The sequence below is a fragment of the Microbacterium sp. 71-23 genome (assembly GCF_001897265.1).
In the GTDB taxonomy this organism is placed as follows: domain Bacteria; phylum Actinomycetota; class Actinomycetes; order Actinomycetales; family Microbacteriaceae; genus Microbacterium; species Microbacterium ginsengisoli.
Map to the genome: position 1 here is coordinate 115,481 of NZ_MKSL01000008.1, position 12,978 is coordinate 128,458.

At 71.3% G+C, this 12,978-nt stretch carries 15 protein-coding genes and 3 tRNA genes; 5 read left to right on the forward strand and 13 right to left on the reverse strand.

What is annotated here, in order from left to right; translation table 11 throughout:
- Position 1: 1 nt before the first annotated feature.
- From BGO15_RS00635 to tilS, 11 genes are all read right to left on the reverse strand, one after another.
- The gene (locus BGO15_RS00635) at positions 2 to 751 is read right to left on the reverse strand and encodes a DUF2520 domain-containing protein (protein WP_056209675.1); all 750 of its coding nucleotides are present in this window, start codon (positions 749 to 751) and stop codon (positions 2 to 4) included.
- Positions 748 to 2,379: a PH domain-containing protein gene (locus BGO15_RS00640; RefSeq protein WP_235557471.1), complete on the reverse strand. Its 1,632-nt coding sequence runs from the start codon at positions 2,377 to 2,379 to the stop codon at positions 748 to 750. Before BGO15_RS00640 ends, BGO15_RS00635 begins: the two co-directional genes overlap by 4 nt.
- Positions 2,376 to 2,984 carry a PH domain-containing protein gene (locus BGO15_RS00645; protein WP_056209673.1) on the reverse strand — a complete coding sequence of 203 codons (609 nt, stop codon included), beginning with the start codon at positions 2,982 to 2,984 and terminating at the stop codon, positions 2,376 to 2,378. The genes BGO15_RS00640 and BGO15_RS00645 overlap by 4 nt, the downstream gene beginning before the upstream one ends.
- On the reverse strand, positions 2,932 to 3,423 hold the full coding sequence (locus tag BGO15_RS00650) for a DUF3180 domain-containing protein (protein WP_045247497.1): 492 nt from the start codon (positions 3,421 to 3,423) through the stop codon (positions 2,932 to 2,934). The genes BGO15_RS00645 and BGO15_RS00650 overlap by 53 nt, the downstream gene beginning before the upstream one ends.
- Positions 3,420 to 3,941 (reverse strand): 2-amino-4-hydroxy-6-hydroxymethyldihydropteridine diphosphokinase, encoded by a 522-nt coding sequence (folK, locus tag BGO15_RS00655; RefSeq protein ID WP_056209668.1) that lies wholly within the window; start codon positions 3,939 to 3,941, stop codon positions 3,420 to 3,422. The genes BGO15_RS00650 and folK overlap by 4 nt, the downstream gene beginning before the upstream one ends.
- A complete protein-coding gene (folB, locus tag BGO15_RS00660) occupies positions 3,938 to 4,327 on the reverse strand; it encodes a dihydroneopterin aldolase (protein ID WP_045247499.1) in 390 nt (129 codons plus the stop codon). Before folB ends, folK begins: the two co-directional genes overlap by 4 nt.
- Positions 4,324 to 5,112: a dihydropteroate synthase gene (gene folP, locus BGO15_RS00665; RefSeq protein ID WP_235557472.1), complete on the reverse strand. Its 789-nt coding sequence runs from the start codon at positions 5,110 to 5,112 to the stop codon at positions 4,324 to 4,326. Before folP ends, folB begins: the two co-directional genes overlap by 4 nt.
- 14 nt (positions 5,113 to 5,126) lie before the next feature.
- On the reverse strand, positions 5,127 to 5,714 hold the full coding sequence (folE, locus tag BGO15_RS00670) for a GTP cyclohydrolase I (RefSeq protein ID WP_056209666.1): 588 nt from the start codon (positions 5,712 to 5,714) through the stop codon (positions 5,127 to 5,129).
- A 9-nt stretch (positions 5,715 to 5,723) separates the two neighbouring features.
- Positions 5,724 to 7,736, reverse strand: a complete 2,013-nt coding sequence (gene ftsH / locus BGO15_RS00675) for an ATP-dependent zinc metalloprotease FtsH (protein WP_056209663.1) — start codon at positions 7,734 to 7,736, stop codon at positions 5,724 to 5,726.
- A gap of 152 nt (positions 7,737 to 7,888) precedes the next feature.
- Positions 7,889 to 8,440: a hypoxanthine phosphoribosyltransferase gene (gene hpt, locus BGO15_RS00680; protein ID WP_056209660.1), complete on the reverse strand. Its 552-nt coding sequence runs from the start codon at positions 8,438 to 8,440 to the stop codon at positions 7,889 to 7,891.
- Positions 8,441 to 8,449: 9 nt separating this feature from the next.
- On the reverse strand, positions 8,450 to 9,451 hold the full coding sequence (tilS, locus tag BGO15_RS00685) for a tRNA lysidine(34) synthetase TilS (protein ID WP_056209862.1): 1,002 nt from the start codon (positions 9,449 to 9,451) through the stop codon (positions 8,450 to 8,452).
- 134 nt (positions 9,452 to 9,585) lie between these two features.
- On the opposite strand from tilS, the gene BGO15_RS00690 reads away from it, so the two are divergent.
- Positions 9,586 to 10,077, forward strand: coding sequence for an inorganic diphosphatase (locus BGO15_RS00690; protein WP_045247504.1), 492 nt, complete (start codon positions 9,586 to 9,588; stop codon positions 10,075 to 10,077).
- A gap of 65 nt (positions 10,078 to 10,142) precedes the next feature.
- Here BGO15_RS00690 and BGO15_RS00695 read toward each other — a convergent pair whose 3' ends face one another.
- Positions 10,143 to 11,504, reverse strand: a complete 1,362-nt coding sequence (locus BGO15_RS00695; RefSeq protein WP_056209657.1) for a M23 family metallopeptidase — start codon at positions 11,502 to 11,504, stop codon at positions 10,143 to 10,145.
- A 256-nt stretch (positions 11,505 to 11,760) separates the two neighbouring features.
- Here BGO15_RS00695 and BGO15_RS00700 point away from each other — a divergent pair.
- The 3 genes from BGO15_RS00700 to BGO15_RS00710 all read left to right on the forward strand — a co-directional run bounded on the left by BGO15_RS00700 (position 11,761) and on the right by BGO15_RS00710 (position 12,074).
- Positions 11,761 to 11,833: transfer RNA gene (locus BGO15_RS00700), tRNA-Glu, on the forward strand.
- Positions 11,834 to 11,862: 29 nt separating this feature from the next.
- Positions 11,863 to 11,936, forward strand: a tRNA-Asp gene (locus BGO15_RS00705).
- 65 nt (positions 11,937 to 12,001) lie between these two features.
- Positions 12,002 to 12,074 (forward strand) — tRNA-Phe (locus BGO15_RS00710).
- A 37-nt stretch (positions 12,075 to 12,111) separates the two neighbouring features.
- Here the strand turns inward: BGO15_RS00710 and BGO15_RS00715 are convergent.
- On the reverse strand, positions 12,112 to 12,468 hold the full coding sequence (locus tag BGO15_RS00715) for a hypothetical protein (RefSeq protein ID WP_156454806.1): 357 nt from the start codon (positions 12,466 to 12,468) through the stop codon (positions 12,112 to 12,114).
- Between the two features lie 283 nt (positions 12,469 to 12,751).
- Between BGO15_RS00715 and BGO15_RS00720 the strand changes: the two genes are divergently transcribed.
- Positions 12,752 to 12,931: a hypothetical protein gene (locus BGO15_RS00720; RefSeq protein WP_056209654.1), complete on the forward strand. Its 180-nt coding sequence runs from the start codon at positions 12,752 to 12,754 to the stop codon at positions 12,929 to 12,931.
- The last annotated feature ends 47 nt before the right edge of the window (positions 12,932 to 12,978 follow it).

A 12,978-nucleotide genomic window follows, 5' to 3' on the forward strand; every position in this document is an offset into this window, starting at 1 on the left:
GTCAGTCGCGATCGGCGTCGACCGGGGCGTCGTCCTGCTCGTCACCGGCGTCGCCTCGCACCTCGAGGGTCGGGGTGCGGTCGATCAGCGCCTGGTCGATGGTCGAGCGGACGAGTGCCGACAGGTACCGACCCGGGCTCTCGACGCCGACGGCGCTGAGCAGCCCGGTCGCCTGCCGCACGATCGAATCGGAGAACGCGGTCGCGGTGGCGATGGCCTCCGCGTAGGCGGGACGGTCGGCCTCCGCGACGACCACGGGTTCGCAGCCCATCTCGACGGCGAGCGCCTGGGCGATCGGCAGCACAGCCGCCGGCGCCGTCACCGCCGCGTACGCGGCCGCGAGCTGCTTCAGGTCTATCGAGGTGCCGCTGAACGAGATCGCCGGGTGCACAGCCAGCGGGATCGCCCCCGACCGCGCCGCGGGAGTGAGCACCTCGATGCCGTAGGCGGGGTCCGTGTGCAGCACGAGCTGGCCGGGCTGCCAGGCGCCGACCTCGGCGAGTCCCGCGACGAGGCCGGGCAGCTCCTCGTGCGGCACCGCGATCACCACGAGCTCGGCCCGACGCACCACGTCCTGCGTCTCAAGCACGGGAACCCCGGGCAGCACCGCGTCGACCCGGTCGGGGTCGGAGCCCGCCGTGATGCCGATCACCGCGTGACCCGCCCCACCGAGCGCCGCACCGATCACGGGGCCGACCCGGCCCGCGCCGATGATCCCGACGCCCAGGCGTCCGTCCCGTGCCGTGCTCATGCGTGCGACTCCTCCCGCTCTGTCGCGGCCGCCACCGTATCAGGTGCCGCCGCGCGGTCGGCGACGTCACCGGCGAGGGATGCCGCGGCATCCGCGTCGATCGCGCCGAGCCGCGTGCGCACGTGCCCGCGCACCGTCACCACCCGCACCCTCGCGACACCGAACGCGCGGTCGATCGGCCCCTGTGCGAGCTCGACCCCCTGCGCGCGACCGAGCGGGAACAGCGCCGCCGAGCGGGCGAGGAAACCGCGGCGGAAGGTCACCACGCGGGAACCGAGCGCGAACCCGTTGCGCCGCCACGCGAGGGGGCGCAGCAGTCGGGCGCGCCGAGGGGTCGTCGTGAAGCCGCCGGCGGCGCGGGCGTGCGCGGCATCCGTCATCGTGTCGAGCTCGTGCGCGCTCAGCCACGGCAGCAGCAGGGCGACCACGCGCCTCGCGTCGTCGAGGGTGCCGACCGGCATCACCCGCGCGAACTCCTCGGCGCGCTGCTCGCCGTGGCGGGTGCCCGAGATGCGGGTGACGGTGACCGTCCACCAGCCCGTTCCGCGCCACAGCACCGACTGCGAGATCGCGACCGCGTGCACGCGCCCCGGTGGAATCGTCTCGGTCACGGTGGTCAGGACGCCGTACGTCACCCGCACGCCGTGCGGCGTCGGCACGATCGCGTAGCGCATCGCCCGCACCACGTGCCGCGCGGCATATCCGCCGTAGCCGAGGATGAACGGCAGCGCGAGGAACAGCCCCGGCGGGAACCACAGCGCGCCCGCCACGATCACCGCTGTCGACCCGATCAGCCACCACACCGTGTCGTCGCTGAGCACCTGCGCCCCGATGAGGCGCAGCGGTGTGACGTGCACGACCGACTCGCTGCGGTCGGGCGCGGGCTCCGCCCCGAAGACCAGACCCGTCAGACCGTCGCCCACGGCCGCGCGCGCCGAGGCCAGGCGGCCGGCGTGCGGGCCGGGGCCCGCGGCATCCGTCTCGGCCCGCACGCCCGAGGCGAGGCGCAGGATGTCGCGGCGCACCGCCTCGGCCGACCGCGTCGACAGGTACGACAGCTCCACGTTGGAGTCGAGGCCGGCGCCCATCACCTCGAGCTTCGCCATGCCGACCAGGCGCGCGACGAGCGGGCGGGTGAGGTTCACGCCCTGCACGCGGTCGAGCGGGGCACGGCGGTGCGAGCGGAACAGCACGCCCCGGCGCACCTCGACATCGGCGGCCGTGACCCGGAACGTGTGGAAGCGCCACGACAGCGCGAACAGCCCGACGAGCAGCAGCGCGACGACGATCGCGCCGAGCAGCACGAGGAAGACCAGATTGTGGGCGAACACGTAGTCGACGGGATCCCGCGGGTCGTCGGCCGGCGGATGCGGCCCCGGCGCGAACATCGGCACCACGAACGCGAGCAGGCGCTCGCGCAGGTTCGCGATGAGCACGCCCGCGACGACCACGACGACCAGCCCGCCGCGGAAGACGGGCGTCAGCGGGTGCAGCCGGTGCCACGCGCCATCCGTGAGCACCGATCCCGAGAGCGCTGCCGCCGGGTCGGCGCGCGGGTCGCCGTGAGCGCCGGCGGACACCCCCTCGACCGCACCGCCCTGGTCGCCCGCCTCGACGGGATCGCTCACAGCGGTGTCCGGCGCTGCTCGGCGAGCTCGATCAGCGCGTCGCGCAGCAGCTCGGCGGCCTCCTGCCGCAGCCCCGGCAGCACGACGCTGCCGGTCGAGGCGGCGCTGACGAGCTTCACCTGCGCGATGCCGAACGCCCGGTCGAGCGGACCGTGGGCGATGTCGACGAGCTGCAGCCGCCCGTAGGGCACGGCGAGCTCGCGCTGCAGCAGGATGCCCCGCCGCACGACGATGTCATCGGCGCGCAGGCGGTAGCCCCACGACCGCAGGCGTCGCGGCAGGATCGCCGCCCACACGAGCAGCACGACGACGAGCACACCGCCCACGGGATACGGCCACCACGCGCCCGTCCAGATGCCGAGAAGAACGGATGCCCCCATCACCGCAACGGTCCACAGCGCGAGCTCGATCAGCTCGGTCCTGAGGTAGGGCCGCGCAAGCCGATGCCAGGGTGCGGGATCCGCGGCATCCGTGCCTGTCAGCCAGCCGCGGCGCGGCGCACCGACCGGCGCGAAGGTGCCCCGATCGAGCACCTCGGCGTCGAGGCCCGGCTCAATGACGGTGCGGCTCGATCGCGGGAGCGCCGGGTCCGGAGTCGTCGTCATCGTCGTCCTTCCGCAGGGTGCACAGGTGTTCGGCGACGAGGGCGGTGACCACCAGCGCGACGCCCGCCGCCGCGGTGAGGATGATCGGCAGCAGCGCGCCGGAGTCGGGGGTGGCCGGGCGGGTCGACACGAACAGCAGCAGTCCGAGCGCGAACCCGGCGACGACCGCACCGACGAGTGAGGAGGCCTTCGCGAGCACCGCGATGCGCACCGCCCGGAACGGGTCGATGTCGACCTTGACCGTCGCGCGGGTGGCTCGGCGGATCGGGAGTGCCAGCAGGATCTCGGCGAGGCCGAGCAGCACCAGCAGGATCGGCAGTCCGATGGCGGGCGTGAAGGTGGCGCGCCCACCCGCGGTCAGCAGCTGGTCGACGAGGAACCCGGCACCCAGGCCGAGCACAGCCGCGGTGAACAGGGCGAGGGGGCTCGTGCGCTTCACGCGGGGCCCCCGTCGTCGAGCGCGGCGAGCAGCGCGTCGACGCGACCGCGCCCGGGCAGCACCGCGTCGGGGTCGACGGCCAGCCACGGGCGCAGCACGAAGTCGCGCTCGGCAGCGCGCGGGTGAGGCAGCAGCAACGCCGGGTCGTCGGAGTGCACGTCGTCGTACGCGATCAGGTCGAGATCGAGCGTGCGGTCGCCCCAGCGCTCGCGACGCACCCGCCCGTGCCGCGCCTCGATCTCGTGGAGGGCGGCGAGCAGCTCGGCGGGTCGGAGGGTCGTGGTGACGAGTGCGACCGTGTTGAGATACGGCGGGGCCGAGGCATCCGGCCCGTGCAGGGTGAGCGCGACGGTCTCGAGCACGGGAGCGACCTCGAGCGCGCTCGTGCCCGGCAGCGTGCGCAGGTCGGCGACGGCGGCCTCGATCGTGGTGCCGCGGTCGCCGAGGTTCGACCCCAGGGCGACGACGGCGGTGACGGATGCCTCGTCGCCGACGCCCTGCGCGAGCCGCCGGTTCACAGCGCTCCCTCGATGCGCACGCGGGTGACGCTGACGGTCACGTCGTCGAACGGCACGGGGATGGGCGCCTGCGGCTTGTGCACGGTGATGCGCACCATGTGCACCGGCCAGCCCTCGAGCACGGCGGTCGCGATGCGCTCGGCGAGGGTCTCGATGAGGTTGACCGGGTCGCCGCCGATGATCTCGGCGATGCGCACCGCCACCTCGCCGTAGTGCACCGTGTCGGTGACGTCGTCGGTGACCGCGGCGCGCTGCACGACCGCGCCGTCGAGGTAGAGCGCCGCGTCGACGACGAACTCCTGCCCTTCGGCGCGCTCATGGGCGAACACCCCGTGGCGTCCGAATGCGCGGATGCCGGTGATCGCGATCTCGTCGAGCGGGTTCATGCCTTCCCTTCCTGCCAGGCGCGGGCGATGGTGAGCGCGTCGCGGGTGGCGACGACGTCGTGCACGCGCACCGCCCAGGCTCCGGCGTCGGCGGCGAGCACGCTGGTGACCGCGGTGGCGAGGTCGCGGCGGGCCTCGGATGCCTCGCCCCCCAGCGCTGCGGCGAGGAACCCCTTGCGGCTCGCGCCGACCAGGAGCCGCGGGCCGAGCCCGACGAGCTGCGGCAGCGCGCGCAGCACCCGCCAGTTCTGGTCGCCGCGCTTGGCGAAGCCGAGACCCGGGTCGAGGATGACACGGGCCGGGTTGATGCCCGCCGCGGCCGCCGCCTCGACCCGTCCGACGAGCTCTGCGGCGACCTCGCGTTCGATGTCGTCGTACTGGGCCTGCGCGTACATGTCGTCGGAGTGGCCGCGCCAGTGCCCGAGCGCCACGTCGGCGCCGGTGGCGGCGACGGCCGCGAGCAGATCGGGGTCGGCGAGACCGCCCGACACGTCGTTGACGATGCGCGCACCGGCGGCGACGGCCGCGACCGCGGTCGAGGCGTTCATGGTGTCGATGCTCACGACGGCTCCTGCGGCGGCGAGCGCGTGCACGACCGGCAGCACCCGCTCCTGCTCGATCTCGGGGGTGACGCGCACGGCACCGGGCCGTGTCGACTCGCCGCCGATGTCGAGGATGTCGGCGCCGAGCTCGCGCAGCCGCAGCCCGTGGGCGACGGCGAGGTCGGGGTCGAGGTAGCGACCGCCGTCGCTGAACGAGTCGGGGGTCGCGTTCACGATGCCCATGACGAGGCATCCCATCAGCGGTGCGCTCCGATCAGGGCGATGAGCTCGGCGCGGGCGGCGGGCTCGGCGAGCGCTCCGCGTGCGGCGATCGTGACGGTGGACGCGTCGGGCTGCCGTTCGCCGCGGGAGGTGACGCAGCCGTGCACCGCGTCGAGCACGACGAGCACCCCACGGGCGTCGAGCCCGTCGGCGATGGTGTCGGCGATCTGCTCGCCGAGGCGCTCCTGCACCTGCGGTCGGGCCGACAGCACCTCGACCACGCGCGGCAGAGCACCGAGGCCCACGACCTTCTCGGCGGGGAGGTAGGCCAGGTGCGCCCGGCCGCGGAACGGCAGCAGGTGGTGCTCGCAGACCGAACGGAAGTCGATGTCGCGCAGCATGACGGCGCCGCTCGGCAGTGTGTCGGGCGCGGGGCCACGGCTGATCGAGATGGTGCGGGAGAGAGCTGCCGCGGGATCGGCGTCGACCCCGGCGAAGAACTCGCCGTAGGCGTCGGCCACACGTTCAGGCGTCTGCCGGAGTCCGGGTCGGTCGGGGTTCTCGCCGATCGCCTCGAGGAGCTCCCTCACGAGCGCGGCGACACGTGCACGGTCGACGGCCATGCGCCGAGCCTACGCGGTCGCGGGGCGGGCCTGTCCGGTCGGACGCTGGCGCGGAGCCTTCTTCGCTGCAGCCCCCTCGTCGGCGGCCTCGGTCTGGGCGGCGACGCCCTCCTGCTCGCGACGGCGCGGCACGTCGACCGGCGGCAGCGCCGAGACCGGGCGCTTCGTGCTCGAGAGCCACTGGGGGCGCTCGGGCAGCTTGCGCACGTCCTTGAAGATCTCGGCGAGCTCGAGGTGGTCGAGCGTCTCCTTCTCGAGGAGCGCGAGGGCGAGCTTGTCGAGCACGTCGCGGTTGTCGTTGATCACCTGGTAGGCCTCGTTGTGGGCCTGCTCGATGAGGTCGCGCACCTGCACGTCGACGCGCTCGGCGAGCTCGTCGGAGTAGTCGCGGCCGTGACCCATGTCGCGTCCGAGGAACATCTCACCCGAGCTCGAGCCGAGCTTCACGGGACCGACGTCGGTGGTCATGCCGTACTCGGTGACCATCTTGCGGGCGATGCCGGTGGCCTTCTCGATGTCGTTCGAGGCGCCCGTGGTCGGGTCGTGGAACACGATCTCCTCAGCCACGCGACCGCCCATCGCGTAGGTGAGCTGGTCCTGCAGCTCGTTGCGGGTGATCGAGTACTTGTCGTCGAGCGGCAGCACCATCGTGTAGCCGAGCGCCTTGCCGCGCGGGAGGATCGTGACCTTCGTGACGGGGTCGGTGTGGTTCATCGCCGCCGCGGCGAGGGCGTGGCCGCCCTCGTGGTACGCGGTGATGAGCTTCTCCTTGTCCTTCATCACGCGCGTGCGGCGCTGAGGTCCGGCGATCACGCGGTCGATGGCCTCATCGAGGGCGCGCATGTCGATGAGCTGCGCGTTCGAGCGGGCCGTCAGCAGCGCCGCCTCGTTGAGAACGTTGGCGAGGTCGGCACCGGTGAACCCGGGGGTCTTGCGGGCGATGACCTCGAGGTCGACGCTGTCGGAGAGGGGCTTCCCGCGCCCGTGCACCTCGAGGATCTTCTTGCGGCCCTTCAGGTCGGGGGCGTCGACGCCGATCTGGCGGTCGAAGCGGCCGGGTCGCAGCAGGGCCGGGTCGAGGATGTCGGGACGGTTGGTCGCCGCGATGACGATGACGTTGGCCTTCGGGTCGAAGCCGTCCATCTCGACGAGCATCTGGTTGAGCGTCTGCTCGCGCTCGTCGTGCCCGCCGCCCAGTCCGGCGCCGCGATGGCGTCCGACCGCGTCGATCTCATCGATGAAGATGATGGCGGGCGCGCTCTCCTTGGCCTGGTTGAACAGGTCGCGCACGCGGCTCGCGCCGACGCCGACGAACATCTCGACGAAGTCCGAGCCCGAGATCGAGTAGAACGGCACGCCCGCCTCGCCGGCGACGGCGCGGGCGAGCAGGGTCTTGCCGGTTCCGGGAGGGCCGTACAGCAGCACGCCCTTCGGGATGCGGGCACCGAGCGCCTGGAACTTCGTCGGGTCCTTCAGGAAGTCCTTGATCTCCTGCAGCTCCTCGATCGCCTCGTCGGAGCCGGCGACGTCGTCGAAGGTGACCGTCGGGGTCTCCTTGGTGACGAGCTTCGCTCGCGACTTGCCGAACTGCATGATCTTGCTGCCGCCCCCCTGCGACATCGACAGCAGCAGCCAGAACACGAGGCCGAGGAGGAGTAAGGGCACGGCGAGCGAGAGCAGGCTGTCGAGCCAGGTGGTGCGCGGCACGACGTCGTTGTAGCCGCCCGAGGGGTTGGCCGCGTCGATCGCGTTGACCACGTCGGTCGCGCGGGCGTTCACGTAGTAGAACTGCACATCGCTCGAGCCGTTGTAGGGGGTCGAGAGGGTGAGGTCGACGCGCTGGTCGCCGTCGGTGTTGACCACCTTGCTGACGGTTCCGCCCTTGAGGAGGTTGAGACCCTCCTGCGTCGAGATCTGCTTGGCTCCGCCGAGGCTCGAGATGAGGGAGAACCCGATGATGAGCAGCAGACCGATCAGCAGCACGTAGATGATCGGATTGCGGGTGATCTTCTTGAAGTCCATGATTCGAGCCTGCGCCCGAGCGCCTTTCGTCGACGTTCCGCCTCGTGAACGGTTCCCTCAGGTTAGCGCTCGCCCACTATGGCGGGTCTGTGCATTCGCCCACGGCGAACTGGGCGAATCCGGATGCCGCGGCCCGGCCGCCCGACGACGCGTCAGGCGTAGACGTGGGGGGCGAGAACCGCGACGTCACGCAGGTTTCGGTACTTCTCGGCGTAGTCGAGTCCGTAGCCGACGACGAACTCGTTCGGGATCTCGAAGCCGACGTAGCGGCAGTCGACGTGCACCTTCGCGGCATCCGGCTTGCGGAACAGGGCGAAGACCTCGACGGATGCGGCGCCGCGGGCGGCGAAGTTCTCGAGCAGCCAGCTGAGGGTGAGGCCGGAGTCGATGATGTCCTCGACGATCAGCACGTGCTTGTCGTGGATGTCGGTGTCGAGGTCTTTGCGGATCTGCACGACGCCGCTCGACTTGGTGCCGGCGCCGTATGAGGAGACGGCCATCCAGTCCATGGGAACGAGCATCGGCAGCGCCCGGGCGAAGTCGGCCATCACCATGACGGCGCCCTTGAGCACGCCGACGAGCACGAGCTCCTTGCCCTCGTAGTCGACCGCCACCTGAGTGGCGATCTCGTCGAGCTTCGCGCGGATCTCCTCCTCGGTCGCGAGAACGGTCTCGAGGTCGGAGGCGAGGTCGACGGCGCGCATGGGTCGAGTCTAGGAGGGGGGCCCTGCGGCGGTGAACTCGATGCGGGCGCCGACGCGGCGAGCCCGGCAGCCGGGCAGGTCGAGGGGTCCCTGCCCTGCCCAGTCGGTGACGAGGCGGGCGACCGCGAGGGTCTGCGTGCGGGTGAGGCTCTGACCGAACTCGCTCGCCACGACGTGGCGGATGATGCGGTGGCGTAGCGCCGGAGGATTCGCGGCGAGCGCGCCGACCGAGACGGAGATGCCCGCTTCGGCGTGCTCGACGATGTCCTCGATGGTCTCGTCGATCATCTCGTCGAAGGCGGCCGTGTCCTCGCGCAACTGGTCGGCGGTGCGGGCGAGGGCCTCGGCGACGCCCGGGCCGAGCTCGCGCTCGAGCACCGGCAGCACCAGCTCCCTCACTCGCACCCGTGCGAATGCCGGGTCGGCGTTCTGCGGATCGTGCCAGGGCTCGAGGCCCGCCGCCGCGCACGCGGCGAGAGTGGTCGCGCGGCGCACCGCGAGCAGCGGCCGCACCAGCAGAACCCCGGATGCCTCGTCCCGCCGCACGGCGGCCATGCCGGCGAGGCTCGTGGCGCCCGCTCCGCGGGCGAGGCCCAGCAGCACGGTCTCGGCCTGGTCGTCGAGTGTGTGTCCGAGGAGCACGGCCGCCGCGCCGAGGTCGGCCGCGGCCCCGGTGAGCGCGCGGTAGCGCGCGGAGCGCGCGGCCGCCTCCGGCCCGTCACCCGCTGCGGTCACCTCGACCCGCACGATGCGGGCGACGAGCCCGAGCGCACGCGCCTGATCGGCGGCGCGGGAGGCGGCGGCATCCGACCCCGGCTGCAGCGCGTGGTCGACGATCACCGCGGTCGCGGCGATGCCGAGCTTCGGCGCCTCGAACGCGGTCGCGGCGGCGAGGGCGAGGGAGTCGGGTCCGCCCGAGAGCGCCATGACGACCGACGTCGCCTCCACACCCGAGAGTGCCGTGCGCACCGCGAGGCGCACCTCGGCGACGGCGGGATCCAGTGCGGGCATGCCTTTACCGTAGGGCGGCGCGAACGCGGCGCGCGAGCGCACCCGACGGCTCGTGACGCCCGCCCCGATGTCGCCGAGGCCGCCGCACTAGGCTGAGGGGCGGCATCCCAGCCCCTGATCTAAGGAGCACGCACATGGGCGCATACGACGCCGTCATCGAGATCCCGCGCGGCAGCCGCGTGAAGTACGAGGTCGACCACGAGACCGGCCGGGTGTTCCTCGACCGCATCCTCTACACGGTGTTCGGCTACCCGGCGAACTACGGGTTCTTCGAGAACACGCTCGGCGAGGACGGCGACCCGCTCGACGTGCTGCTGCTGCTCGACCAGGAGCTCGCACCCGGCGTCGGCGCCAAGGTGCGCCCGGTCGGCGTGCTGAAGATGAGCGACGAGGCCGGCGGCGACGACAAGGTCGTGGCCGTGCTCGCCAAGGACCCCCGCTGGGCGCACATCCAGGACGTCGCCGACATCCCGGAGTACACGCAGAAGGAGATCACCCACTTCTTCGAGCACTACAAGGACCTCGAGCCCGGCAAGTGGGTCAAGGTCGACGAGTGGGCCGATGCGGCCGAGGCCGAGCGGCTCGTCTCCGAGGCGTTCGCGCGCTTCGAGGCCGAAGGGCACTGAGCGCCCTCACCCCGACATGACGAAGGGGGCGGATGCCGCGGCATCCGCCCCCTTCGCCGTGTCGACTAGATGTTGATGCCGCGCTGCGCCATGAGGGGCTGCGGGTTCTTCGGCGATCCGTTGACGTAGAACTCGAAGTGAAGGTGGCATCCGAACGCGTTGCCGGTCTCGCCGCCGCGCCCGATGACCTGGCCGGCCGAGACCTGCTGGCCGTAGGACACGAGGATGCCGCCGTTCTGCATGTGCGCGTACCCCGTGCCGATGCCGCCGCCGTGGTCGATCTTGACGTAGTTGCCGTAGCCGCCGTTGGGGCCGGCGTGGACGACCGTGCCGGCGCTGGCCGCGAAGATCGGGAAGCCGCACGTGCCGTTGGCGATGTCGAGACCGTAGTGGAAGCTGCTGGCGCAGTACGACGGACCGCACTGGGCGTAGCGGGGGCCGTAGGGCGAGGTCATCGGCCCGTTCGCGGGGCGGGCCCACCCGCTCGACGAGGCGCCGCCGCCTCCGCCACCGCCGCCGCCCTGCGCGGCCTCCTGGGCGGCCTTCGCGGCCGCCGCCGCTGCCGCCGCGGCCGCCGCCTCGGCGGCCTTGCGTGCGGCTTCGACCCCGGCCTGGTAGTCGGCGACGGTCTTGGCGGTCTGATCCTGCAGCGCCTGCAGCTGGGCCTGGAGGTCCTGCAGATGGCTCTGCTGGTTCGCGAGGGCGGCCTGCGCCGCCTGGGCGGCGTTCTGCGCCGCGGTCATCGCGTCATTGGCCTGCTGCTGGAGCTTGTCGCGCTCATCGGCCTGCACCTTGGCCTGGTCGCTGAGCGACTGCGCGAGGTTCTGCGCGGTGACCGCGTTCGTGTAGACGTCGTTGTTGCGCTGCAGCAGGCGGTCCATCGTGCCGAGGCGGGCGAGGAGATCGTTGGCCCCCGCGGCGGATCCGGCGAAGAAGATCTGCAGCGACGCGTTGTCGCCACCGGAGCGGTAGAGCTGCGCTGCCAGGCGACCGGCCTGGTTCGCCGCCTCGAGGGCGGCGGCGGACTGCTTGTCGGCCTGATCCTGGATGTCGGCGGCCTTCTGGCTCGCGTCGAAGAACGCCTGCTGCGCGGTGTAGAAGACCTGCGACGCCTGATCGGCGGCCGCCTGCGTCTGCGTGACCTGCGTGTTCAGCTGCGAGATGAGGCCGTTGATCTTCGTGATCTCGGACTGCTTCGCGGCCTCGTTGTTCTTCGCCGCCTGCACGTCGGCCCAGCTGGGGTAGTCGGCGGCGAAGGCGGGAGTCGAGAACCCGGAAGCGACCGCGCCGACGGCGACGATGCCGAGTGCCCCCGCACCGAAGAGCGCGCGACGGCTCACGTCGGGCCACAGCGCGCGCTGCTCACGCGCGGAGGGCGCGCAATCGCACTCGTCGGTGTGGTCCACCTGAGTGGTGTCGTCGGTCACGAGGCATCCCTTCGGTGCTCGAGTCACATCTGCATCACTAATAACATGCGTCACCTTCACGAAGGAATCAAGCACAGGTTGAAGGTTGACCGCACGCCTTCGTCATTCTGCGGGGTGGAGCAGGAGGCTGCGGGAGCCCACGCGGGGCTGCCACGAATCGCATGATCGCTCGGTTTGGTGCAACGGCGTTCGTTTGCGTATGCTTGAGCGTCGGCAAGCGTGACCGCCGAATCCCTCGGGATGTCGAGTTTCGCCCGGCCCCATCGTTTAGCGGCCTAGGACGCCGCCCTTTCACGGCGGTAGCACGGGTTCGAATCCCGTTGGGGTCACACTCACCGGCACACAACTTAACAAGCATGGCCCTGTAGCGCAGTTGGTTAGCGTGCCGCCCTGTCACGGCGGAGGTCGCGGGTTCAAGTCCCGTCAGGGTCGCTCCGAGCGACGGGCCCTTTCTTAGCAGAGGGCCCTTCGTCTAGGACGCGGCAGATATGCCGCGCGGCTCTGTAGCTCAGTTGGTAGAGCGCACGACTGAAAATCGTGAGGTCACGGGATCGACGCCCGTCGGAGCCACACGGACCGTCGTTACAACGGTCCCAGAAACCCTCGCCTAGCTTCTACATGGCGGGGGTTTTGCTTTGCCCTGCGGCCGCGCCTGCTCGCGTAGCTCTCGAATGGTCGAGAACATCTGCGCAAGCGCCGCATCATATGAGCGACGTGCCACACGGATTCCCGCACGGCCGTCCTTGCGCCGAGGGTGTCCGAGGTGCGCACCGTGACACTCCCCGCACACAAATGCGGCAAGCCCGGCGTCATCCGCGAAATCGACGAAGGCCGCGACCCAGGCCTCGATGAGCGTGTCGTAGCGAACTTTTCCCGTCGTTTCGCACCGGGCAAGCCCATCGACAAGACTGCCGACCATGTGGCGCTCACCCACTGCCAGACGCCAGTGCGCGGCAGACGTCACCTGCACATTGTTCCCGGCAACACCGCCACGCCGCGCGCGACGTTCGTCCTGACCGGCCTTCGCGCACGACGGAGCGCAATAGCGCGGCGTGTCAGCTTCTGCGAGAAGTCGAGTCACGTGCCTCGAACAGAACATGCACCACACGCTCGTCGGACCGAGGGAAGACGTGGACACACACGGATCTTCCCGCCCACATCCGACATCACAAGGTCTACGATCGCCGCATGAGTCGTTGCCCACGCTAGCCCCGCTCGGGGCCAGCGAATCATGAGAGGCAACAACTATGCATAAGGCACTCTGCAACGCGCTCTTCCGTGCGTTCGGTCACCGCGTGTGCTGCGGACGCATCCCGGATTGGACGGCGCATGTCGGCCAGCGCTGGGACACCTTCGACCTCGCGCCGTGGAACCTCTATAACGGCATCTGGCGTGTCCAGCGGTGGGTGCGCACCGGAATGCGCTGACCGCACGCGCAAAGGCCGGCGCCGCGGCATCCGCGAAGCCGGCCCCT

Excerpts from the sequence above, each read along its gene's own strand:
- BGO15_RS00635 (WP_056209675.1), bottom strand. The coding sequence starts at position 751 with ATGAGCACGGCACGGGACGGACGCCTGGGCGTCGGGATCATCGGCGCG.
- BGO15_RS00645 (WP_056209673.1), bottom strand. The coding sequence starts at position 2,984 with ATGACGACGACTCCGGACCCGGCGCTCCCGCGATCGAGCCGCACCGTC.
- folB (WP_045247499.1), bottom strand. The coding sequence starts at position 4,327 with ATGAACCCGCTCGACGAGATCGCGATCACCGGCATCCGCGCATTCGGA.
- folP (WP_235557472.1), bottom strand. The coding sequence starts at position 5,112 with ATGGGCATCGTGAACGCGACCCCCGACTCGTTCAGCGACGGCGGTCGC.
- folE (WP_056209666.1), bottom strand. The coding sequence starts at position 5,714 with ATGGCCGTCGACCGTGCACGTGTCGCCGCGCTCGTGAGGGAGCTCCTC.
- ftsH (WP_056209663.1), bottom strand. The coding sequence starts at position 7,736 with ATGGACTTCAAGAAGATCACCCGCAATCCGATCATCTACGTGCTGCTG.
- hpt (WP_056209660.1), bottom strand. The coding sequence starts at position 8,440 with ATGCGCGCCGTCGACCTCGCCTCCGACCTCGAGACCGTTCTCGCGACC.
- tilS (WP_056209862.1), bottom strand. The coding sequence starts at position 9,451 with ATGCCCGCACTGGATCCCGCCGTCGCCGAGGTGCGCCTCGCGGTGCGC.
- BGO15_RS00690 (WP_045247504.1), top strand. The coding sequence starts at position 9,586 with ATGGGCGCATACGACGCCGTCATCGAGATCCCGCGCGGCAGCCGCGTG.
- BGO15_RS00720 (WP_056209654.1), top strand. The coding sequence starts at position 12,752 with ATGCATAAGGCACTCTGCAACGCGCTCTTCCGTGCGTTCGGTCACCGC.